General features: G+C 74.0%; 20 protein-coding genes. 9 read left to right on the top strand and 11 right to left on the bottom strand.

The annotated features are described in order from the left end of the window. Window positions 1-18 precede the first annotated feature (18 nt). Entirely contained in the window at window positions 19-1,230 is a 1,212-nt protein-coding gene (locus ACH4DX_RS16105; protein ID WP_398155526.1) for an FAD-dependent monooxygenase, read from the top strand. 37 nt (window positions 1,231-1,267) lie between these two features. Beyond that, complete coding sequence (locus ACH4DX_RS16100; protein ID WP_398155525.1) at window positions 1,268-1,726, top strand: hypothetical protein; 459 nt, start codon at window positions 1,268-1,270, stop codon at window positions 1,724-1,726. 90 nt (window positions 1,727-1,816) lie between these two features. Here ACH4DX_RS16100 and ACH4DX_RS16095 read toward each other — a convergent pair whose 3' ends face one another. Both ACH4DX_RS16095 and ACH4DX_RS16090 read right to left on the bottom strand, forming a co-directional pair. Next, window positions 1,817-2,281, bottom strand: a complete 465-nt coding sequence (locus tag ACH4DX_RS16095) for an SRPBCC family protein (protein WP_398155524.1) — start codon at window positions 2,279-2,281, stop codon at window positions 1,817-1,819. Between the two features lie 181 nt (window positions 2,282-2,462). Next, complete coding sequence (locus ACH4DX_RS16090) at window positions 2,463-3,434, bottom strand: LLM class F420-dependent oxidoreductase (RefSeq protein WP_398118816.1); 972 nt, start codon at window positions 3,432-3,434, stop codon at window positions 2,463-2,465. A gap of 157 nt (window positions 3,435-3,591) precedes the next feature. Here ACH4DX_RS16090 and ACH4DX_RS16085 point away from each other — a divergent pair, with 157 nt between their 5' ends. Then, window positions 3,592-4,359 (top strand): alpha/beta fold hydrolase, encoded by a 768-nt coding sequence (locus ACH4DX_RS16085; protein WP_398155523.1) that lies wholly within the window; start codon window positions 3,592-3,594, stop codon window positions 4,357-4,359. 110 nt (window positions 4,360-4,469) lie between these two features. On the opposite strand, the gene ACH4DX_RS16080 is transcribed toward ACH4DX_RS16085, so the two are convergent. Further along, the gene (locus ACH4DX_RS16080) at window positions 4,470-4,736 is read right to left on the bottom strand and encodes a DUF4235 domain-containing protein (RefSeq protein WP_398118820.1); all 267 of its coding nucleotides are present in this window, start codon (window positions 4,734-4,736) and stop codon (window positions 4,470-4,472) included. A gap of 114 nt (window positions 4,737-4,850) precedes the next feature. Then, window positions 4,851-5,048: a hypothetical protein gene (locus ACH4DX_RS16075; RefSeq protein ID WP_398155522.1), complete on the bottom strand. Its 198-nt coding sequence runs from the start codon at window positions 5,046-5,048 to the stop codon at window positions 4,851-4,853. Between the two features lie 529 nt (window positions 5,049-5,577). Between ACH4DX_RS16075 and ACH4DX_RS16070 the strand changes: the two genes are divergently transcribed. Further along, a complete protein-coding gene (locus ACH4DX_RS16070) occupies window positions 5,578-6,327 on the top strand; it encodes a S1 family peptidase (protein WP_398118822.1) in 750 nt (249 codons plus the stop codon). Between the two features lie 248 nt (window positions 6,328-6,575). Further along, the gene (locus tag ACH4DX_RS16065; RefSeq protein ID WP_398155521.1) at window positions 6,576-8,795 is read left to right on the top strand and encodes an MGH1-like glycoside hydrolase domain-containing protein; all 2,220 of its coding nucleotides are present in this window, start codon (window positions 6,576-6,578) and stop codon (window positions 8,793-8,795) included. Between the two features lie 31 nt (window positions 8,796-8,826). Here the strand turns inward: ACH4DX_RS16065 and ACH4DX_RS16060 are convergent, their stop codons facing one another. Continuing rightward, window positions 8,827-10,074, bottom strand: coding sequence for an SLC13 family permease (locus ACH4DX_RS16060; protein WP_398155520.1), 1,248 nt, complete (start codon window positions 10,072-10,074; stop codon window positions 8,827-8,829). A gap of 232 nt (window positions 10,075-10,306) precedes the next feature. Between ACH4DX_RS16060 and ACH4DX_RS16055 the strand changes: the two genes are divergently transcribed. Further along, window positions 10,307-10,522 carry a hypothetical protein gene (locus ACH4DX_RS16055; protein ID WP_398118828.1) on the top strand — a complete coding sequence of 72 codons (216 nt, stop codon included), beginning with the start codon at window positions 10,307-10,309 and terminating at the stop codon, window positions 10,520-10,522. A gap of 294 nt (window positions 10,523-10,816) precedes the next feature. On the opposite strand, the gene ACH4DX_RS16050 is transcribed toward ACH4DX_RS16055, so the two are convergent. Continuing rightward, on the bottom strand, window positions 10,817-11,470 hold the full coding sequence (locus tag ACH4DX_RS16050) for an RNA polymerase sigma factor (RefSeq protein ID WP_398155519.1): 654 nt from the start codon (window positions 11,468-11,470) through the stop codon (window positions 10,817-10,819). 174 nt (window positions 11,471-11,644) lie between these two features. Between ACH4DX_RS16050 and ACH4DX_RS16045 the strand changes: the two genes are divergently transcribed. After that, on the top strand, window positions 11,645-12,865 hold the full coding sequence (locus ACH4DX_RS16045) for a MerR family transcriptional regulator (protein ID WP_398155518.1): 1,221 nt from the start codon (window positions 11,645-11,647) through the stop codon (window positions 12,863-12,865). 61 nt (window positions 12,866-12,926) lie between these two features. Here ACH4DX_RS16045 and ACH4DX_RS16040 read toward each other — a convergent pair whose 3' ends face one another. The 5 genes from ACH4DX_RS16040 to ACH4DX_RS16020 all read right to left on the bottom strand — a co-directional run bounded on the left by ACH4DX_RS16040 (window position 12,927) and on the right by ACH4DX_RS16020 (window position 19,446). Continuing rightward, on the bottom strand, window positions 12,927-14,300 hold the full coding sequence (locus ACH4DX_RS16040; protein WP_398155517.1) for a cryptochrome/photolyase family protein: 1,374 nt from the start codon (window positions 14,298-14,300) through the stop codon (window positions 12,927-12,929). A gap of 143 nt (window positions 14,301-14,443) precedes the next feature. After that, entirely contained in the window at window positions 14,444-15,466 is a 1,023-nt protein-coding gene (locus ACH4DX_RS16035) for a DUF5914 domain-containing protein (RefSeq protein ID WP_398155516.1), read from the bottom strand. Further along, on the bottom strand, window positions 15,463-16,524 hold the full coding sequence (locus ACH4DX_RS16030) for a phytoene/squalene synthase family protein (RefSeq protein WP_398155515.1): 1,062 nt from the start codon (window positions 16,522-16,524) through the stop codon (window positions 15,463-15,465). The genes ACH4DX_RS16035 and ACH4DX_RS16030 overlap by 4 nt, the downstream gene beginning before the upstream one ends. Window positions 16,525-16,582: 58 nt before the next feature. After that, on the bottom strand, window positions 16,583-18,133 hold the full coding sequence (crtI, locus tag ACH4DX_RS16025) for a phytoene desaturase family protein (protein ID WP_398155514.1): 1,551 nt from the start codon (window positions 18,131-18,133) through the stop codon (window positions 16,583-16,585). Further along, a complete protein-coding gene (locus tag ACH4DX_RS16020) occupies window positions 18,130-19,446 on the bottom strand; it encodes a polyprenyl synthetase family protein (protein WP_398155513.1) in 1,317 nt (438 codons plus the stop codon). The genes crtI and ACH4DX_RS16020 overlap by 4 nt, the downstream gene beginning before the upstream one ends. Before the next feature lie 232 nt (window positions 19,447-19,678). On the opposite strand from ACH4DX_RS16020, the gene ACH4DX_RS16015 reads away from it, so the two are divergent. Both ACH4DX_RS16015 and ACH4DX_RS16010 read left to right on the top strand, forming a co-directional pair. Next, window positions 19,679-20,911 (top strand): lycopene cyclase family protein, encoded by a 1,233-nt coding sequence (locus ACH4DX_RS16015; protein ID WP_398118844.1) that lies wholly within the window; start codon window positions 19,679-19,681, stop codon window positions 20,909-20,911. Further along, window positions 20,908-22,491, top strand: a complete 1,584-nt coding sequence (locus ACH4DX_RS16010; protein ID WP_398155512.1) for an FAD-dependent oxidoreductase — start codon at window positions 20,908-20,910, stop codon at window positions 22,489-22,491. Before ACH4DX_RS16015 ends, ACH4DX_RS16010 begins: the two co-directional genes overlap by 4 nt. The last annotated feature ends 175 nt before the right edge of the window (window positions 22,492-22,666 follow it).

Here is a 22,666-nt window from a genome sequence, read left to right as displayed (position 1 = left end):
CATGTACGACGTACAGGGGTGAGCGTGAAGGTCGTCTGCGTCGGAGGCGGGCCCGCGGGCCTGTACCTCTCGATCCTGTTGAAGCGTCAGGACCCGGCCACCGAGGTCACCGTGTACGAGCGCAACCCGGAAGGGTCGACCTACGGGTGGGGCGTCACCTACTGGCGTGGGCTTCTCGACAAGCTCGGGGAGCACGATCCGGAGTCCGCGCGAGCCGTCGCCGAACACTCGGTGCGCTGGAGCGACGGGGTGGCCCGTGTACGGGACGGCGTGCGGGACCTGACGACACGGCACCGCGGTGACGAGGGCTTCGGCATCGGCCGCCATCGGCTCCTGGAGATCCTCGCGGGACGGGCCAGGGAACTCGGCGTACGCCTGGAGTTCGCGCAGGAGGCCACCCCCGGCGCACTGCCCGCCGACGCCGACCTGATCGTCGCGGGCGACGGCCTGCACAGCGCCCTGCGGACCCGTGACGCCGACCACTTCGGCACGGAGGTCAGGGCGGGCCGCAACCACTACACCTGGCTCGGCACCACCAAGGTCTTCGACGCCTTCACCTTCTCCTTCGTGCAGACCGAGCACGGTTGGGTCTGGTGCTACGCGTACGGCTACGGCGCCGAGGGCAGCACCTGCGTCGTCGAGTGCGCCCCCGAGACCTGGGCGGGCCTCGGGCTCGACCGCGCCGACGAGGCGGACGGGCTCGCCCTCCTGGAGAAGCTCTTCGCCGACCTCCTGGAAGGACACCCCCTCATCGGCCGTGCCGACGCCGACGGCAGACCCCAGTGGCTGACCTTCCGCACCCTCACCAACCGGCGCTGGTACCGCGACAACGTGGTCCTGGTCGGCGACGCCGCCCACACCACGCACTACTCCATCGGCGCCGGCACGACCCTCGCCATGGAGGACGCCATGGCACTCGCCCGCGCGCTGCGCGAGCACCCGGACCTGCCCGCCGCGCTCGCCGCCTACGAACAGCGGCGCAAGTCCGAACTCCTGCCGATCCAGAGCGCCGCCCGCTTCAGCGCCCAGTGGTACGAGCACCTGCCTCGCTACATGGGCCTCCCGCCGCACCGGATGTTCGCCCTCCTCGGCCAGCGCCACTCGCCCCTGCTGCCACACGTGCCGCCCCAGCTGTACTACGGCATCGACAAGGCCGTCGGCCGCCTCGACGCCCTGCGGCGGCTCAAGCGCTGGCTGGGGCCGAAGGTGGCACGGGCCGCCATGTCCTGACCGGACGGCGTAAGGACGAGGCAAGGGGTACGCACCGGTGGATCCGACGACGACGGCCACGACGACGGCCACGCCCACGCCCACACCCATGCCCACGGCGTCCGCGCGCTGGGAGTGGGACCGCCCGGAGGACGGGGTGATCTACCGGGAGGCCGTCCGCGCGCTGCCCACCGGCGACGACGCGGAGTTCCACACGCGCGCGGTCGTGGAGCGCGTCCTCACCGCCGGCTTCGGCGAGTACTACGACTACCAGGACGCGGTGGACCGGCTCGACATCGCCGTCGCGGACCACGACACCGCCACCGCGGACCACGACACCGCCACCGCGGACCACGCGGGGGCGCGGTCGCGCGGCAGGCGCCTGCTTCTGCGGGTGTGGCTCGCCACCCTGCGGCTGCAAGTGGTGCTGATGCGCCGCCAGTGGCGCAGGTCGCTGCCCGCGGCCCTGTCCTCCCTGATGACCCCGGCGCCCGGTGGTTCCCGCGACGGCACATGACTCGGGGCCGCGCGGTCGTTCGCCGCGCGGCCCCGGGCCCGGATTCGTCGGCGTGGCCGTCACACCACGGCCGACGCCCTCGACGGGGTGTCAGATGTCCTCGGGCCGGATCCGGCCGCGCCAGCTGCCCGTCTCCAGGGACCGGCCCTCGATGAACTCCTTGAAGCGCTGCATGTCGCCCTTCACCCGGCGGTCGATGATGCCCATCGTGTCGGCGGCCTTCTCCGTCATGCCGCCGGGCTCGATGTCCATCACCAGCTCCACGCGGGTGTGCACCGCGTCCAGGGCCTGGAAGCGGACCATGCCCATCTGCTTGATGTCACCGCTCGTCGTGCGCCAGGCGATGCGCTCGTCCGGCAGCTGGTCGACGATCTCGGTGTCGAACTCGCGCCGGACCCCGCCGATCTTCGTGGTCCAGTGGTTGCGTCGCTCGTCCAGCTGGACGACCTTCTCGACGCCCTCCATGAAGTGGGGGAACTCCTCGAACTGCGTCCACTGGTTGTAGGCAGTGCGAGCGGGAACCTCGACGTCCACAGATTCCGTGACCGTGCTCATCAGCGTGCCTCCTCTACGTCCGTCGCCGCGGACGTGATCGGTTCTCGTGCTTTCTTGCGTCCTGCTCGCGTCCCGTCTGGTTGCGCGGGCCGCGTTCTTCTTCGTTACGCAGACCGGGTACCCCGTGTGCGCCGGACAACCCGTCCCGAGTTGCGATGCGGCGCCGGGAACCGGCCCGGGCTCAGCCGAAGGCGTCCCGGAGCGCCGGAAGCAGCGTCTGCGCCGACCACTTCAGGTACGGCTCCTGGGAGTCGCCCCCGACCTGCACCAGCGCCACCTCCGTGAACCCGGCCTCGACGTAGGGCCGTACGGCGGCCACGAAGTCCTCGGTGTTGTCGCCGCAGGGAATGGACTCGGCGACGTCGTCGCGCGTCACGAACTGCGTGGCGCCGGCGAAGGAGTCGGGGTGGGGCAGCTCCGCGTTCACCTTCCAGCCACCGGCGAACCAGCGGAACTGGTCGTGCGCCCGCGCGATCGCCGCGTCCCGGTCGGTGTCGAAGCAGATGGGCAGCTGCCCCACGCGCGGCTTCCCCGAGCCGCCGTGCCGGTCGAACGAGGTGATCAGCTCCGACTTGGGCTCCGTGGCGATCACCAGGTCGGCGAGGCGCCCCGCCAGCTTGCAGGACCGCTCGCCGGACACCGCGATCCCGATGGGTGGCGGCGCGTCCGGCAGGTCCCACAGCCGTGCCGAATCCACGTCGTAGTGCTTGCCGTGGTGGGTGACGTGGCCGCCGTCGAACAGCGCACGGATGATGCCCACGGCCTCCTCGAACATCTCGTGGCGCACGTCCACGGCGGGCCAGCCGCGGCCCACCACGTGCTCGTTGAGGTTCTCGCCGGAGCCGAGGCCGAGACGGAACCTTCCTTCCGAGAGCAGTTGGAGCGTCGCTGCCTTCTGCGCCACCACCGCGGGGTGGTAGCGGAAGGTCGGGCACGTCACGTACGTCATCAGCGGGATGCGCGAGGTGGCCTGGGCCGCCGCGCCGAGAACGGTCCACGCGTACGGCGAGTGTCCCTGCGAACGCAGCCACGGGAAGTAGTGGTCGCTCGTCACCGAGAAGTCGAACCCGGCCTCTTCGGCACCGACCACGTGCTGGACGAGCTCCCGCGGCCCCGCCTGCTCAGTCATCATCGTGTATCCGATTTGCACCATGGTGACCGCGTCCCCGCCGTTCATCGGATGAAACAGCGGGTTCGGCCGTTTGCAGCAACGTACGTACGGCACGCTCATGACCGTGTACGGGGTCCCGCTCCCGCCGTCGCCAAGGGCGCTGCGATGATGCTGGCGACGGAGACGACGGAGGGGACCCATGGGCACATACGTCCAGCTCGGTGACGTGCGGACCTGGTACGACGAGCACGGCGAGGGGGAGCCGCTGGTGCTGCTGCACGGCGGACTCGTGGACGCCCGGTTCTTCGAGCCGAACCTCCAACCGCTGGCCGCGCGCTTCCACGTCTACACGCCCGAGCGCCGAGGGCACGGTCACACCCCGGACGTCGAGGGGCCGATCACCTATCAGCTCATGGCCGACGACACCGTGGCGTTCCTCGAAGAGGTCGTGGGCGAGCCCGCGGACCTGGTCGGGCACAGCGACGGGGCGCTCGTGGCGATGCTGGTGGCCATGCGAAGGCCCGACCTGGTGAAGCGCGCCGTGCTGATCAGCGGTGGCTTCAACAAGGCGGGCGAAGCGGCGCCGGACGCCGAGTGGGACGTCGACGCGATCTTCGAGTTCCTCGGCCCCACGTACGCCGAGGTGTCGCCCGACGGCCTCGAACACTTCAGGGTGGTGGCCACGAAGATCGGTGAGATGGCGGCGCGGGAGCCGGACCTCCAGGCCTCGGACCTGGCCATCGTGACCCCGCGGACGCTCGTGCTGTTCTCCGACGACGACCTGGTGACGATGCGGCACGCCGTCGAGATGTACGAGGCCCTGCCGAACGCCGAACTCGCCGTGGTGCCCGGCACCTCGCACTTCCTCACCCAGGAGAAGCCGGACCTGGTCAACGCCCTCGTCCTGGACTTCCTCAGCACCGACAAGACGGCCCGGACGATCGCGCCCATCCGGCGCGCGACCTAGGCACGGCCCGGGCTCGGAGCAGCCCCTGAGCAGCCCCAGGGAGGCCGCAGGGAAGGCGTAGGGAGAACGGGGCTCGGCCGACCGGTCGAACGAACCGGTCGGCCGAGTCGTCAGCCCGGCCAGGCGCCGGTCACCCGGCGCGTGGCGACCGCGCCACCGCGGTCGACCGCGGCCTTGACCACGGAGAAGATCGCTCCCTGCAAGGTGGCGGCAAGGAGCACCTCACCCCAGGTCCTGTCCTCGTCGGTGGCGTCGGGCGCGTCGTCGTCGTGCCCCAGCTTCTTCCACGCCTGCTTGAACACCGCCCCGGCCAGCATGCCGCTGACGGCCCCCAGGGCGAGACCGACCGGCTTGTACGCGATCTTCGATGCTTTCATGCGTGACTGCTCCCCAGGGTCTCGAATCGGACTCGGTCCGACACCCGTGTGCCCCAGGTCAGCGGCCTCACACACCTGCCACTACGGGCCCGCCCCACCAGGCACCCGGCCGGCTCAGTCCCAGACGCTCCTGTCGTCGTCCTGGCCGTCGTCCTGGTCGCCGGTGCCGCGGTGCCGTACGTACAGGAGCGGGAACGAGCAGACCCCCGCGGCTCCCGCCACGACGCACACCACCTCGGTGACGTCCGTGCCGAAGGTTTCCATGAGGTGCCGGTCGCCCGCCGCGAGCGCCGCGCCCTGGCCGGTCACCACGGTGAGTCCGCCGAGCAGTGCGCAGGCCGTACCACCGCACGAGGTCCCCGCCGCGACGGGGGAGCGCGGCGGGGACTTACTCCCGTTTACCCCTCACCGCACGGGCTAATCCTGAGGACTCCGCGACGTGCGCGGCGAACAGGCTTACGCAGGGCACCCCTTGGCACCGCAGATCTTTCTGCATGTCGGCTTCCGTGCAGAAAAAATGAGCTTGGGTATGTCTGCAAGTGCAACTCTACGCGGATAGGCGCGGACGGTGACGGGTGTGGCGCGGAGGGTGACCGTCACCCCCGGCCGCTCGGCGGCGCCATGGACGCGACGCCGCCGCCGGGTGGACGCAACTCCGCCCCCGAGTAAAGGGATTGCGGAGTTTCGACGCTCAACCTCTTGCGTTGATCACATCTCGTCTGCCACATTCGCCCCAGCCGAACTGGCATGCACGCGCCAGGCCACCCGCCTGTCGTGCGCTTACCGCGGCTGCATACCTATGCGGCTGAGTCCTCATCAAGGACTTTCCATCCCCCACACAATGGAGACGACCGTGCGAATATCCAGACTCGTCCCCGCGCTCGCGGCCACCGCTCTCGCCGTCCTCGGGCTCGCCCCCACCGCGATGGCGCAGACGTCGCAGCCCGCCCCCGCCCCCGTCGTGGCGAAGGGCACCTCCGCACAGCCGATCATCGGCGGCGGCTACGCCAGCAACGCCCCCTGGGCGGCCCGCCTGTTCTCCAACGGCCGGCAGACCTGTAGTGCCACGATCGTCGCCCCGACGTGGATCCTCACCGCCAAGCACTGCGTCAGCGGCGGCGGCCTCTCGTTCCGCATCGGCAGCCTCGACCAGACCACCGGCGGCACCACCGCCAACGGCGTCAGCATCCACAACCACGCCTCGTCCGACCTGTCCCTCGTCAGGCTCGACCGCTCGGTCTCCGCCACCTACGCGCGCCTCGGCCAGCCCGGCTCGGTGCAGGTGGGCCAGTCCGTGCAGGTGTACGGCTGGGGCGCCACCTCCCAGTGCGGCTCGGAGATCAACTGCCAGTCCCGGCTCCTGAAGGTCGCCAACGTCACGGTGACCGGCGGCTGCACCGACGCCTACCAGGGCCAGGCCATCTGCGCCCGCCGCGGCAACGGCATCACCGCGGGCGGCGACTCCGGGGGTCCGATGATGGCGGGCGGCGTCCAGGTCGGTGTCGCCTCCACCAGTGACCGCCAGACCACGACCGCGTACACGAACGTGACGGCGTACCGGTCCTGGATCCAGAGCATCGCGGGCGTCTGATCCCGCACTCCCCTTCCCGACGCACCATCGTTGGCGGCCGGGCCGCCGATGTCCGTATCGCCTCCGCGCGGATCACCGCGCGGAGGCGACACGCGTTCTCCGCCCTTGGAGGCGCTTCCCGACTCCCCCCGCCCGCGCCCAGCCCCGGTACCCGTACCTGCGTCCACCCCCACTCCCGCGTGCAGCCCCAGGACCCCCGCGCGCCCTGACCCTCAGGTCTCGCGCCCCCGAACAGCCGGAGCCCACCCTTGCGCCCTCGCTCCCCGCGTGTCCTGACCGTCCTCGCCCTCACCCTGGTCGTCGGTGTCGCCCCCGCCGCCGGTGCGTCGCCGCCCGCACCCGGGCGAGAGGGCCCCGCGCGGCAGGGGACGGCGGCCCCGGGTGCGCACGCCCAGCTTCCTCCGGACGCGTACGCGAACGTCCTCGACCTGCGAGGCGTCCCGGCGTCCGCGCAGCCCGGCGAGTTCAACCCGGTCGGTGTCTTCGCCGACCGCGGCGCCTGGCACGCCTACGCGCTGCCCTCGGCCGCGGACCCCGCGTCGTACGGCGGCTTCACCGGGCCGCTGTACATCGCCCAGGAATACCCGTGGTGGCTGAGCAAGTCCTTCAGCCGGATCCGGCTCAGCGAGGCGGGCGCCGACCTCGACCTGGCCGCCGGTGGCACGCCCGAACTGACCTCGCTGCCCGGCACGCTGCGCCAGGTCTACCGCCCGCGCGGCCTGCGGCTCACCCTGGAACTGCGCTTCGCCACCGACCGCACCGCCCTCGTCCGGGCCCGCGTCAGCAACACCGGGCCCCGGCCGCGCACGCTCGGCGCGGGGTGGACCGGCACCCTGCTGCGCCCCGACGCGCCACCCCAGCGGGACGCGCCCGCGCTGACCGCGACCGCCCGCGGAGTCGCCGTCGGCTTCGCCCGCGTCCGCGAGAAGTGGGACTACCTCACGGACGGCACCGAACGCTTCGAAGTGACCCACCGCGAGCCCGTGCGCACGAGGCTCGCGGGCGACTCCTACCGCACCGAACTCGCCGCGCCCGTGACTCTCGCGCCCGGCGCGTCGCGCACCCTGGACTGGACCGAGAGCTACACCTTCACCGCGGCCGAACGCTCCCGCGAGGCCGCGTCCGTGCGCCGCGTCCTCGGCCGTCCCACCGCCACCGCGACGGCGGGCGATGCCCGCTGGCGCCGCTACGTCGCCGGGGTCACCGCCTCGGTACCGCCCGCCCGGCGCCGACTGGCCGTCAAGTCCCTCGAGACGCTGGTCACCAACTGGCGCTCCGCCGCCGGACGCATCCGGCACGACGCCATCAGCCCCTCCCTCTCCTACAAGTGGTTCGCCGGCGGCCTCTGGGCCTGGGACACCTGGAAACAGGCCGTCGGCACCGCGAGGTTCGCCCCGGGCCTGGCCAAGTCCCAGATCCGCGCGATGTTCGACCACCAGGTCCGGCCCACGTCGGCGATCAGGCCGCAGGACGCGGGGATGGTCCCGGACGCCGTCTTCTACAACGACACGTCCGACGGCGGCGGCAACTGGAACGAGCGCAACAGCAAACCGCCGCTAGCCGCCTGGGCCGTGTGGGAGGTCTACCGCAGGAGCGGCGACCGGGCCTTCCTGCGCGAGATGTACCCGAAGCTCGCCGCGTACCAGGCGTGGTGGTACCGCAACCGCGACCACGACCACGACGGGCTCGCCGAGTACGGCGCCACGGTCGACCCGGCCAACGACAGCGCCGAGCAGCGCAGGCTCGCCGCCGCCTGGGAGAGCGGCATGGACAACGCGCCGCGCTTCGACGCCGCCCTCGGTGCCGCCGTCGTCGCGAACCGTGACGCCTCCGGCACGGTGACCGGCTACTCCCTCACCCAGGAGTCCGTCGACCTCAACGCCTACCTCGCCGCCGACCAGGGGCACCTCGCCGCCATCGCGCGGGCCCTCGGCGACGGCGCGGGCGAGCGGCGCTGGCGTGCCCGGGCCGCGGCCACCCACCGCGCCGTCCGCGAGCGGATGTACGACGCGCGCGACGGCTGGTTCCACGACACGGCCCTGACCGGCGAGCGCCTCACCGCGCGCGGGCGCGGCGTCGAGGGCGCCATCCCCTTGTGGACCGGCACCGCGTCCCCCGCGCAGGCCGCCGCCGTACGCGACAAGCTCACGGACCCCCGCGAGTTCGCCACCCCCGTGCCCTTCCCCACCGTCGCGCGCAGCTCCCCCCACTTCGCCCCGCAGCGCTACTGGCGCGGCGCCGTCTGGCTCGACCAGGCCTACTTCGCCGAGTCCGGGCTGCGCCGCTACGGCTACTCCACCGACGCCCGCACCCTCACCACCCGCCTCCTGACCGGCGCCCACGGCCTGGCAGCCGAGAGCCCCGTCATGGAGAACTACGACCCACTGACCGGCGCACCGCTCAACTCACCGCACTTCAGCTGGTCGGCGGCGGTACTGCTGCCGATGCTGGGCGAGGACCGGGGGTAACCGGGGGTAGGGGCCCTGTTCGTTGTCGCTGTCAGGTGCCGATGATCTGTAGGGACCCCCACAGGGCCAAGGTGGCGGCGAGCAGTGTCAGGGGCACGGTGAGCAGGCCGAGTACGGTGAATTCCCTGAGGTGGACCTCGTGGTCGTGGTGGTGGACGATGCGTCGCCACAGGAGTGTGGCCAGCGAACCCGCGTACGTGAGGTTGGGGCCGAGGTTGACCCCGATGAGGACGGCCAGGACCGCTCCGGGGCCGGCGGCGGCGGCCGGGGGGACGAGGGCGAGGACCGCGGGCAGGTTGTTGACCATGTTGGCGAGGACGGCGGCGAGCGCGGCGGTGCCGAGGAGCGCGGGCAGCGCGGTGCCGTCGGGCAGGGCGTGGCCTAGCGCGTCTCCCAGGCCGTTGTCGAGCACGGCGCGCACGACGATGCCGAGCGCGAGGACGAACGCCAGGAACGGCAGGGCGGCGGACCGCACGACGGCCGCCGGGGTGGTGCGGCCCCGGGCCAGCGCGCGGACGGCCATGACGAGGGCACCGGCCGCGGCGGCCCACGCCGGGTCGACACCGGCCGCGGAGGCGACGGCGAACCCGGCGAGCGTCGCGACCACCGTCACCAGGGCGAACAGGGGCAGCCGGACCGGGGCCCGCTCTCCGTCGGCCGCCGTGGGCGCGGCGAGTTCGGCGGCGAAGAAGCGGCGGAACACGGCGTACTCGACGGCGATCGCGGCCAGCCACGGCAGCAGCATCAGGACGGCGAAACGCGTGAAGGAAAGACCGGTGGCGGTGAAGGCGAGCAAATTCGTCAGGTTCGACACCGGAAGCAGCAACGACGCCGAGTTCGACAGGTGCGCGCACGCGTAGGCGTGGGGTTTCGCCCGGGCGCCCATGCGGGTGGCGGTCGCGAACACCACAGGAGTCAGCAGGACCACCGTGGCGTCCAGGCTGAGCGCCGCCGTGATCAAGGACGCCAGGGCGAACACCGCCCCGAGCAGCCGCTGCGGGCGGTGCCGCGCCCACCGGGCCATCCAGGCGCCGCACGCCCGGAACAGTCCCTCGTCGGCGCAGAGCCCGGCCAGCACGAGTACGGCCGCCAGAAAGCCGATCACCGGCCCGAGCCGGCCGGCCTCCGCACGCACGTCGTCGAGCGGGATCGCCCCGCTGACGATCACGAGGGCGGCCGCGGGCACCGCGAAGACCGCCTCGGGCCGCCCAAAGGGACGGACGACGGCACACACCAGCACCACGATCAGCGCGGCGACGGACAGGGACTCAAGGAGCATGCCGTCGATCATTCACGCCGCCCGTGGCGACGGAGCCACCCACCCCCACGTGCGACGGCCCGCGGAGGGAACCGCCCCACCGCGTGCGTGAGTTCGATCACCGGGAGCTTCATTCTCGGGATAGCGGGCACCAGTGCCCCATGAAGATACTCGTCGTCCTCGTCCTCATCGGCCTCGCCGCGGCCTGGTACCTGCAATCGCGAAAGCGGCGATGACCGGGCACCCTGGAGGCATGGCCGGCACAGCGCCGATAGTCGTGCATCCACCGTCGGGCACGGGCGGCCGTCGGGTGACCGTGCGCGGAGAGATCCTCGGTCTCGCGCACAGCGACGGCGACGTGGTCGAGTTCCTGCGGCGTGCGGGCCTGCCGGAGGCGGCGGGCCTGCTCGACGACCCCGCGTGGGTGAAGTGGCGCGGCGGTCACGCGCACCACTACGAGGCGGCGTGACGGGAGGTCCGTTACGGCCTTGTCCTGTCCTGTCCTGTCCCTCCCGGTCGGGAGGGACGGGGAAGCCGGTGAGCACGGCGTGGACCAGCGGGTGTCAGCGCCGGGCCAGCCCTGGGTCTTGCCCTGCGCGGCGCCGTCGGCACCGGCCACCCCGGTGGCACCGAGCACAGCGGCACACGCCGCAGCGGCGGCGACACCCAGCTTGATCACGGGATGCATAGCGGACCCCTCGTGGAGGCTCGGCCCCGACCGGTCGCCAGGGACAAGATCGTCAACACGTACCGCCGTACGAGATCACGCGAAGTCGCTCGAACAGGCCCGCCCCGCGTCGTCCGCCCCGGTCGGGTCGAGCGCCTGCCGCAACCGCCGCAGCCCCCTGCGCATATGGCTCTTGACGGTGCCGAGCGGCATGCCCGTGCGCTCCGCGACCTGCGTCTGGGTGAGGTCCTGGAGGAAGGCGAGCGCGAGGACCTGCCGCTGGGGCAGGGGCAGGCGGGCGAGTGCCTCGCGGACGAGGACCCGGTCGACGACGGTCTCCGGATCGCCCGCGGGCGGCGGAGCGGTGTCCGCCCGTTCGGCCACGGCGGCGAGCAGGTCGCGGCGGCGGGTGCGGGCCGACAGGGCGTCGGCGACCTTCCTGCGGGTGATGCCGACGATCCAGGCGCCCAGCGCGCCGCGGTCCGGCCGGTATCCGTGCCGTCCCCGCCACACCGCGAGGAAGACCTGCTGCGCGACGTCCTCGGCCTCGCGGGCGTCGCCGAGCGAGCGCGCCGCCGCCGCGTGCACGGGGTCGCCCCAGCGCCGGTAGGTCTCGGCGAGCGCGTCCGGGTCGCCCGCCACGAGCGCGGCGGACAGATCCGCCTCGGCGCCCGCCTGTCGCGCCGCCGTGGCCACGACCGGCGCGGGCGCCGCACGTACGGCACCCCCTTCGGGCACTGCTGCCGTCACCCCCACGAGGACTCCTTCACATCGGCGAACACGGGAGGGCCCGGCGGGCGCCACCGCCCGGCGGTCCCGGACGGTGCGCGGCCTGCCTCCCGCTGTCGGCGACATTCCTACGGGCCCGCGCGACACGGCAACACGCATCGTTCTTGCGTCGTCTCATCTCGTATCGTCAAGGACATGGAAACGGTCGGGGACATGGCAGCGGTCGCGTGCGCGGAAACGGACGGGGGCGTGGAAGCGGTCGAGTGCGCGGAGACGGCCGACGGCGTGGAAACGGTCGACGGAGTGGAAACGGTCGAGGACAGGGAAACGGACTCGGGCGTGGAAGCCACCGGGGCCCCGCGAGCCACCGGAGTCCCGCAAGCCACCGGGACCCCGGAAGCGAACGGGGTTCCGCGAACGGGACACCATCCCCCGGCGGACCCGGCCCTCCCCGCCGCCCCCGCGGGCCTCGCCACCGGCGCCGTGGCGCGGATGCTGGGCGTGGCCCCCACCACGCTGCGCTCCTGGGACCGGCGCTACGGCATCGGGCCCGACCGGCGTGCGGGCACCAAGCACCGGCGCTGGGGCCCGCGCGACATCGCCGTGCTGAAGGAGATGTGCAGGCTCACGTCGTCCGGGGTGCCACCGGCGGAGGCCGCCCGCGCCGCCTCCCTGACCGCACCGCGCGACACGGCGGAGGGCCCTTCCGAGGGGGACGGTACGGGTTCGCCCGGCGGCGGCTGGGGCCCGCTGCCTCTCGGGCGGGTCCGTCAGGAGTGCCGGGGCCTGGCCCGGGCCGCCGTGCGGCTCGACTCGCCCACGGTGGACGCGTTGCTCGACTCCGTGCTCGCCGCGCACGGCCTGGTGACGGCCTGGGACGAGGTGATGATGCCCGCCCTCAGAGCCGTCGGACGCAAGTGGGAGACCTCGGGAGAGCGGTATGTGGAGGTCGAGCACCTGCTGTCCTGGCACATCTCCTCCGCGCTGCGCCGCGTCCCCGCCGCACGCGCAGCGGCCGGTTCGGGGCCGCCCGTCCTCGTCGCGGGCGTCCCGGGCGAACTGCACACCCTGCCCATGGAGGCCCTCACCACGGGCCTCGCCCAGTACGGCGTACCCGTGCGCATGTTCGGCGGCGCCGTACCGGCGGCGGCCCTGCGGGAGGCGGTGCGGCGGGCGGGACCCGCCGTGGTGGTCCTGTGGTCCCAGTCGCGCACCACCGCGAGCGTGCCCCTGGTCCGGCACCTGGACGAGATCGGCTGGGGCGTGCCGGGGGCCAGGCACAGCGCCCTGCTCATGGTCGCGGGACCGGGCTGGGCGGGGGCGCGGCTGCCCGACGGCGTGGTGTACCCGCAGAGCCTCGGCGAGGCACTCGGCCTCGCGCGCAAGTTCTGCGCACGGGCGCGGACGCCGGGCTGACCGCGGTGCGGTCCCGCTTCCGGGACCTCGATCGCCGGGGCGCCGGGGCCAGCTGGCCGGGTCAGGTACGGCCCCTGGCCTGCTGGAACCGGGCCAGGCCCGCGGACAGATCGAGGAGCGGCTCGGGGTAGTCGTACGCCGCGCGCTCCTGGCCGGAGAGCTTCCACGGCTCATGCGCCGCGGCGCCCCGCAGGCCCTTCAGCTCGGGGACCCAGCGGCGTACGTAGGTGCCGTCCGGGTCGTGGCGCAGGCCCTGGAGCACCGGGTTGAGCACGCGGTTGGGCCGGGTGTCGTTGCCCGTGCCCGCCACCCACTGCCAGTTGAGCTGGTTGTTGGCGATGTCGCCGTCCACCAGGTGGCGCAGGAAGTGCCGGGCGCCGACCCGCCAGTCCACGTACAGCGTCTTGGTGAGGAAGCTGGCGACCAGGAGGCGCGCGCGGTTGTGCATCCAGCCCTCGTGGGCGAGTTGGCGCATCGCCGCGTCGATCACGGGGAAGCCGGTGCGGCCCTCCTTCCAGGCGGCGATGTCTTGGGCGGCCTCGTCCTCGCCGCGCCAGCGGTCGTCCCGGCCGCGGTAGTCCGCGTGGGCCGCCGCGGGGCGGGCCGCGAGGACCTGGTGGTGGAAGTCCCGCCAGCACAGCTGCCGTACGAACGCCGCCGCTCCCGGGCTGTCCTTCTCCCCGGCACGGTGGGCGGCCTCGACGGGGGAGAGGGCGCCGAAGTGCAGATACGGGGACAGGCGCGAGGTGCGGTCACCCGGCAGGTCGTCGTGTCCTTCGGCGTAGTCGGCGATCCCCGACCGCAGCCACGCCGCCAGCAGGGACCGCGCCCGCGCCTCGCCGCCCGCGGGAATGCCCGGCGACACCTCCCGTACGTCGGCGCGGGACGGCACGGGGCCGGAGTCGACGCCGTCGGGGACGCGGACGGCACGCGGCGCGGTGAGCGGTTTCCGCTTGCCCTGCTGTGCCCAGCGCCTGAAGTACGGCGTGAAGACGGCGAAGTGGTCGTTGCCCGCCGGTGTCACGGTGCCGGGCGCGACCGCGGTGACCACGCAGTCGTGGACGTGCAGGACGCGGTCCCGCCCGGCGAGGGCGGACCGCAGCCGCTCCTCCCTGCTCTGCGCGTAGGCGCTGACCCCGCCCGACATGTGCACGGAACCCGCGCCCGTCGCCTCGACCACCGCGCAGACCTCGTCGACGACGTCGCCGGAGCGGACGACGAGGCGTCCGCCCCGGTCGCGCAGCGCCTCGTCGAGGGCCGTCAGGCAGTCGGCGAGGAAGGCCGACCGGTTGGGCGTGGCGAACCCCGCAGATTCGATGCGGTCGTCCCGCACGAACAGCGGGACGACAGCGGTGGCCTCGTCCAGCGCCGCACGCAGCGGCGGATGGTCGTGCACCCGCAGGTCGGACGTGAACAGCACGACCGAGACGTTCATGGCGCTACTCCTGGAGCGGATAGGTACGAAACACGCGGGGGGAGGGGACTCGGCGGGCGGAGGGGGACTCGGCGGGGGGAGGTACGGGTGAGGTGGAGGTACGGGGGTGAGCCGGGGGACACGCCCGATGCGTGGGGGGCTCCTCAGCCCGGGAAACGGCCGCTGCTGCGCAGCGCCCAGCGCCGCTCCGCGTACGCGAGGTCGTCGCGCCACAAGCGCCCCGCCGCGGCCCGTAACAGCGGACGGAGCAGGGGCGCGGTCGCGCGCGCGACCGCGAAACCGGGACGCTCCGAGACGGCGACGACCGCCTCCACCACGGCGGTGCGCGGGCGTCCCGCACCGTCCGGCGTGAGCGGCGTCGCATGGGACTCGACGACGGAACCCGTCCCCTCGCCCTCCGTGATGTGCATGACGACCGTACGGGGCTCGGGCGCCGTGAAGACCGCGCGCACCGGCACCACCATGCGGCTCGCGAGCTTGAACGAGACGTCCACGACGAACGCGTCCTCGTCCCCGGCGGCGTCGGTGTCCGGCTGCGGGGCGCGGGCCACCGTGAGGTCGACGAAGGAGTACGGGTGGAACCAGGCGCCGTGCCACGGGTCGAGCCGGTTGGCTATCACATCCTCCGGAGCGCACCGGCCGACCCCGGTGTAGACGGCGTGCACCGCCGACGCCAACGGCGGCCTGACCGGTACGACGGGACGATCCGTCGGCGGTTCGCCGCCGACGCGGTCGAGGCGTACCCACAGCAGGACGCCGTCGTCATGGCAGGGATACACGTCCCAGCCGGGGAACTCCCCGCCGTCCAGGGCGAGGCCGTGCCAGTGGCAGACGAGCGTGCCGCACCGCACCGGACTGTCCTTGAGGGGCGCGCCGAGATGCGGGCAGGCGCCGGAGCCCGCGCGGAGCCGCCCGTCGGGCCCGCGCCACAGCACGACCTCCACCCCCGCGACCGTACGCCCGAGCGGCCGATCGGCCCCCAGCTCCCGGGAGGCACCGAGCACGTACCAGTTGCCCGACGGCCTGCTCAGCGCCCGCCCGAGCGCGCTTGCGATGAGGGCGGGGCGCGCCTCGCGCCAGGTGGGGCGCTGCTGCTCCCAGGCGACGGCGCGGCGGCGAAGCCGCAGCGGAGAAAACCCGCGCCGCGCGGCCCTGTCGCGCTTCACGCGGTCCTCCGTGCCGTATCGCCCGCCGGGGGGCCCACCGCGTGCGTGCCGACGCCCGGTGCCCGTCCCGCCGTACGCGCGTCGGCGTGTCGTACGCCCCCCGACGCCCTCGCCCCCACCGGCAGTCCGGCCGCGGCACGCGCGGCGAGCGCCGCCGCGAGACCGCGCAGCGCGACCGCGGCCCGGCGCCGCCGCGGCACGGCCGCCCTGCGGTGCAGCACCGCGTAGCCGTCGGCGGCGACGGCGTCCAGGATGCCGCCGTACAGCACGAAGGCGGTCCGCACGCACGGGCGTGACACCGGGTCGAGCAGGGCGATGCCGGGTGCGGCGCGCGCGTAGACCCGGCGGGTGAGCCGCTCCGTCTCCCGCAGCGCCTCGGTGACCCGCCGGTCCGTGCGCCCGGTGGCCCGGCACCACTCCAGGAGCGAGCGGTCCGCGCCGTGCGCGGCGAGCAGGTCGGCGGGCAGATAGACGCGGCCGCGGTCGAGGTCCTCGCCCACGTCCCGCAGGAAGTTGGTCAGCTGGAAGGCGACGCCGAGGGACGCGGCGTACGGCTCCGCCTGTTCGCGCGGCACCACCGTGCCGAGGACCGGCAGCATCTGCAACCCGATGGCCGCAGCCGAACCCCGCATGTAGGCGTACAGGTCGTCGTAGGTCGGGTAGTCCGTGACGACGAGGTCGCTGCGCATCGACGCCATGAAGTCCTCGAAGTGCGCGGGCGCGATGGCGTACCAGCGGGCGGTGTCGGCGACGGCACGGACCACCGCGTGGTCGCTGCTCCCGTGCCGCAGCCCCGTCGACAGGTCCGCGTGCAGCGCCGTGAGGGCGGCGGCGCGCTCCGCGGGCGGCGCCTCGGCACCGAGGTCGTCCACGATCTCGTCGGCCCACCGGGCGAAGCCGTACAGGGCGTGCACGGCGGGCCGCCTCTCGATGGGCAGCAGCCGCGTGGCCAGGAAGTACGTCTTGCCGTGCTGGGCGTTGAGCCGTCGGCAGCGGGTGTAGTCGGCGCGCAGGCGGGCGTCCGTGATGCCCGCCGCCCTCAGCTCACGGTCCGTCACAGAATGCCGCCCTTCTCGTACGGGTCCATCGGTGCGGGCCGGCTCTCGTGCGCGTCGGTCACGGGCGGCCGCCTTCCGTGCGCGTGGCCGTCCGCGCGCCGCCGTGCGTCCCGCCCGGCCGTGGTCCTGTGACGCGTGCCGCCGCCAGCTTCCCGGAGATCAGCACGGTCGGCACGCCGACGCCCGGCGTGGTGCCGCAGCCGGCGAGCACGGCGTTCACGGTTCCGCGTACGAGGTTGCGTGGCCGGAAGGGACCGGTCTGGGCGAAGGTGTGGGCGACGGCGAAGGGGGTGCCCGCTGCATGGCCGTCCGCGGTCCAGTCCACCGGTGTGACCAGGCACTCCTGCTCGATGGCCGCGGCCACGTCGGGCAGTCCGCGGCGGTCGAGCACGCCGAGCAGCTCGTCGCGGTAGCGGGGCGCGAGGGCCCGCCAGTCCTGGGTGCCCGGGCCGATGTCGGTGTTGGGGCAGGGCGCGAGGACGTAGAGGAGGTGGTGCCCCGGCGGTGCGAGCGCGGGGTCGGTCACGGTGGGGTGGGTGATGAGCAGCGACGGGTCGCTCATCAGGCTGCCGGTGCGGGTCAGCTCCCGGAACGTCTGCTTCCAGGCACCGCCGAAGGACAGGTTGTGGTGGGCGAGTCCGGGCCAGGAGCGGTCGGTTCCCGCGTGCAGGACGACCGCCGACGGGGAGTGCCGCAGCCGCAGCGGGCGGCGCGGCTCCCGGCCGAGCAGCCGGTAGGCGACCGGCAGGTCGGGGGTGAGGACGACGGCGTCGCACGGGATGCGGGCGTGCTCGGTGACGACCGCGGTGACGCGTTCGCCGGTGCGCTCCAGCCGGGTGACGGGGCTGTCGTAGTGGAACTCGGCGCCCGCGTCGGCCGCCGCGTCGGCCAGGGCGCGGGGGAGCGCGTGCATGCCGCCGCGGGGGAAGTACACACCGGCGACGGTGTCCATGTACGCGATCACGGCGTACGCGGCGAGCGCGCGCTCCGGCGGGACACCCGCATACAGCGACTGGAAGGAGAAGACCCGCCGCAGCCGTTCGTCGGACAGGAAGCGGCCGATGCGGTGATCGAGGCGGCCGAAGCCGCCGAGGGCCGCGAGGCGCGCCAGGTCGGTGGAGAACAGGGCGAACGGCGAGTCGAAGTTCGTGTCGATGAAGCGCCGCATCTGGACGGCGTACAGCTTTGTGAGCCAGGCCCGCAGGTGCCGGTACCCCACCGCTTCGCGGGCGCCCGCGAAGCGCTCCACCTCGGTCTCCATCGCTATGGCGTCGGTGTGCACGTCCAGGGAGGTGCCGTCGGCGAACCGCGCCCGGTAGGCCGGGTGCAGGGGGAGGAGTTCGAGCCGGTCGGTGAGCCGGTCGCCGACGGCCGCGAACGCCTCCTCCACGAGGTCCGGCATGGTCAGGACGGTCGGCCCGGTGTCGACGCGGTAGCCGCCGAGTTCCCGCAGCCCCGCCCGGCCGCCGGGCTGCCCGTGCCGTTCGACGACGGTCACCCGGCGGCCCGCGCCGAGGAGGTGCAGCGTCGCGGAGAGACCGGCGAGACCGGCGCCGACCACCACGACGTGGTCGGTCGGACCGCTCAGGGTGCGCGGCTGCCGCGTCACGGGGTGCCTCCCCGCCCGAGGACCGTCGCGGCCCGGTCCCGCACGGGGGCCACCGCCGGGCGGGACGCCGGGCCCGCTCGGCCCACAGGACCCGCCGGACCCGCAGGACCTGCCGGATCCACGGGGCCCGGCGCGCCCGCTCCGGCCGCCGTGGCGAAGAGCCGGGCCAGCCGGTCGGCCACGTGCGGGGGCGCCTGCGCACGGGCGAGGCGTCGGGTGCCCTGGGACACGAGCCGCTCGATCCTGGACTCCACGGCGGCGCGGGCCCCCGTGTCGACGAGCGCCGCACGCACCCGGTCGAGCAGCTCGGGCGACAGTTCCGGGTCGCCGAGGGCGCGGCGCAGGAGCGCGAGCGTGGAGCGGTCCCCGCGCGCTTCGGCGCGGGCCGTCGCCACGGCGAGGAGGTAGGTGAGCTTGCCGTCCCTGATGTCCTCACCGCAGGGCTTGCCGCTGGCCCGCGGATCCCCGAAGACCCCCACGAGGTCGTCCCGCAGCTGGAAGGCGATGCCCGCGCTGCGCCCCGCGGCGCAGAGCGCCTCCGCGGTGCCGGGGTCGGCCCCGGCGAGCGCCGCGCCGAGGGCGAGCGGCCGCTCCACGGTGTACAGCGCGCTCTTCAGGCAGGCGATGCGCACCGCCCGCGCGACGGAGCGGCTGCCGTTGGCCTGGCTGTGCAGGTCCAGATACTGGCCCGCCACCATCTCGGTGCGCATCGCCCGCCAGATCTCCTGGATCCGGTGCCGGTGCGGTGCGGCGGGGACGGTCTCCGCGAGCACGTCGTCGGCCCAGGCGAGGGCCAGGTCACCGGCGAGCACGGCGGCGGACGTGCCGAAGGCGGGGGCCGGCCGTCCGGCGGGCGGGTCCGGATACTGGTCCTCCAGGTCGGCGTGCACGGAGGGCCCGCCCCTGCGCAGCGGCGACGCGTCCATCACGTCGTCGTGGATCAGCGCGCACGTCTGGATCAGCTCCACCGCGGCGGCCACGCGCAGCGCGGCCCGCGCCGTGGCACGCGTGTGCCCGCCCGCCGCCCGCATCCCCCACCACAGGAACTGCGGGCGAATGCGCTTGCCTCCTTCGAGGGTGAAGCCCACCACCCGCCGGGCGATGTCCTCGGCGAACAGCGGATCGACGGCGGCGGCCTCGGCGGCACGCCCGCGCAGCACCGCGCCCAGTGTCTCCTCGACGGCGCCCACGACGTCCGCGTCGACGGCTTCCGCGGAACGGAACCCGTCGCCGTCGTGACCGCCGTCGCCGACGCGCCGGCCGTGCGCGGGCGCACCGGGAGAGGGGTGCTCCTTGAGTTCGGTGCGGCGCATCGCGCGTCCTCCCAAGACGTTCGTGCTGTCGGGTCGTGCGGTAGTGGTTCCGGTCCAGGGCCCGCCACGGATGCAGGAAGCGGCGAATTGATGCAGAAGGACGCACCCGATCAGGTCGCTGCATCCGAACGGGGCGACAGTGAGGAATAACTCCTGGGTTCCACGGAAACCCGCACGGAAACCCAACAACGATCTCTGTCATCACCGCGACACCTGGGAGCCGGGAGCTGATGTGCGCACATGCGGGCACGACACGGACGTGGCGATCGTGGGCGCGGGTGCGGCGGGCCTGTCCCTGGCCCACTGGCTGCGTTCCGGTTCACCGGTGGGACGTGCCGCGTCCCTGACGGTCACCCTGATCGACGCGCCCCCGGGCCCCCTGCGCCCCGCCGAGCGCACCTGGTGCTTCTGGGAGCGCCCCGGCGGCCCCTTCGACGCACTCCTGACTTCCTCGTGGCAGCAGCTCAGGGTCCGCGGGCGCACGGGCGGCGCGTTCGTCGGCCGCCCCGTGCCGTTCCGGTACAAGATGCTCAGCTCCACCACCTTCACGTCGTACGTCGACAGCCTCCTGGACACGGCTCCGCACGTACGCCGCCTGGAGGCACAGGTCACCCAGGTGCGGGACAGCGAGGACGGCGCCGAGGTACGGGCCGTCACGGCCGGGGGCGCCCCGATACGGGTGCACGCCCGCTGGGCGTTCGACTCGCGGCCCCGCCGCCCCGGACCCGCGCGGACCGCGCTGCTCCAGCACTTCCGCGGCTGGTTCGTGCGCACCGAGCAGCCGTGCTTCGACACCTCGGTGGCCGACCTGATGGACTTCCGCACCCCGCAGCCGCCCACGGGCCTGTCGTTCGGCTACGTGCTGCCGCTCAGCCGGCGCACGGCCCTCGTGGAGTACACGGAGTTCTCCGGCCAGGCGCTCTCCGGCGAGGAGTACGACCGGGCCCTGCGCCAGTACACCGAGGAGGTCCTCGGGCTGCGGTCCTACGAGGTGACGCGGACCGAACAGGGCGCCATCCCCATGACGGACGGCCGCTTCCGGTGCCGCGACGGCGCCAGTGTGTTCCGCATCGGCACGGCGGCGGGAGCCACCCGCCCCTCGACCGGCTACACGTTCGCGGGCATCCAGCGCCAGACCCGCGCCGTCGCCGCCGCCCTGGCCGAGGGCGCGACACCGGTGCCGCCCGCCGTGTACCCGCCGCGTGCCCGGCTGATGGACGCGGTCCTGCTGCGCGCCCTCGACACCGGCCGGGTGCGCGGCGCCGACTTCTTCACGGATCTGTTCCGGCACGTCCCCGCCGAGCGCCTGCTGCGCTTCCTCGACGCGGACACCCGGGTGTGCGAGGACATCGCCATCGGCCTGCGCACCCCCGTCGGCCCGATGCTGCGCACCCTCGCCGAACTGCCGCTCACCCCCCGGCGCGCGACACCTGCGGCGGCTCCCGGACAGCGGGTGCAGCGGTGACGCCCGCCGGGTGGCCGGGTGCGCGGCGGCGACCGGGTCCGGGCGCGCCCCGGCGGGGGCGGGACCGCCGGGCTGAGATCCTCCTGCCCGCGCCCGGCAGCCGTCTGATCGGCGCGGACGCCCCGCACGTCGCCGTCGTGGGCGGGGGGATCGCGGGCCTGGCAGCCGCCACCGGGCTCGCCGAGCGGGGGGTGCGGGTCACCGTCCACGAGCGGGAGGCCCAATTCGGGGGACGGCTCGCCGGCTGGCCCGTGACGCTCGCCGACGGCAGCCACGCCACCATGAGCCGAGGCTTCCACGCCTTCTTCCGGCAGTACTACAACCTGCGGGGACTGCTGCGCCGCGCCGACCCCGGCCTCACGATGCTGCGGGCCCTGCCGGACTATCCGCTGCGGCACAGCGAAGGGCTGTACGACAGCTTCGCCCGGGTGCCGCGCACCCCGCCCTGGAGCGCCCTGGGCTTCGCCGCCCTGAGCCCCTCCTTCGGGCTGCGCGACATGGCCGCGATGAACCCGAAGGCGGCGCTGCCCCTCCTCGACGTGCGGGTGCCCGAGGTCCACCACGACCTGGACGGCACCAGCGCCTGGGACTACCTGGAGGGCATCGGCTTCCCCGCCGCGGCACGGCACCTGGCCTTCGAGGTGTTCTCCCGCAGCTTCTTCGCCGACCCGCGGGAGCTCTCCGCCGCCGAACTGGCGCTGATGTTCCACATCTACTTCCTCGGTTCCAGCGAGGGCCTGCTCTTCGACGTGCCCGCCGAGCCGTTCCCCGCCGCCCTCTGGGACCCCCTGGCGCGCTACCTCACCGGGCTCGGCGTCGATCTGCGCACCGGTCACAGCGTCGACGCCGTCACCCCGCACGGCGACGGCGGCCTGGACGTGACCTGCGGCGACGGGCCCACACGCCATTACGACGCCGTGGTCCTCGCCCTGGACACGGGCGGCCTGCGCCGGCTCGTCGGCGCCTCGGCCGGGCTCGGCGACCCCCCGTGGCGCCGCCGCGTGGCCCGGCTGCGCGACGCCCCGCCGTTCCTCGTCACCCGGCTGTGGCTCGACCGCCCCGTCGCCGCCGACCGCCCCGGCTTCCTCGGGACCAGCGGCTACGGCGGCCTCGACAACGTCAGCGTCCTCGACCGGTGGGAGGGCGAGGCCGCCCGCTGGGCAGGGCGCACCGGGGGGTCGGTGGTCGAGCTGCACGCCTACGCGGTCGACCCCGCCGCCGACCGGATCCGGGAGCAGAAGGACCTGCTGGCGCAGCTGCACCGGGTCTACCCGGAGACGGGGGAGGCCCGGATCGTCGACCAGCGGCACGAGTGGCGCGCGGACTGCCCCCTGTTCACCGTCGGCTCGTACGAGGACCGCCCCACGGTCCGCACCCCGCACCAGGACGTGATGGTGGCCGGGGACCTGGTGCGCACGGACCTTCCGGTCGCCCTGATGGAGCGCGCGGCGACCAGCGGATTCCTGGCCTCGAACGCCCTCCTGGAACGGTGGGGGGTGCGTGGCCAGACCCTGTGGACCGTGCCCGCCCGGGGACGCTCCGCCCTGCTGCGGGCGCTGGCTTCTCGCGGGGGTGGATAGCGCGCCGGACGGCCGCGACACCCTGCGACCGCCCTGCCCTGCCCTGCCCTGTCCCTGCCCAGGTCGCCGCGCCCCGCGACCGGAGCGGCCACCGCGCCTGGCCCACCTGCCGCAAGGGGTGGGCCCGCTCGCCTGGCCCACCTGCCGCAACGGGTGGGCCCGGACGGCTGACCCC

This window comes from Streptomyces sp. NPDC017940 (assembly GCF_044328435.1).
Lineage (GTDB): Bacteria > Actinomycetota > Actinomycetes > Streptomycetales > Streptomycetaceae > Streptomyces.
The sequence above is the reverse complement of the archived record's forward strand: the minus strand, read 5'-3'. Positions and strand labels throughout refer to the sequence as shown.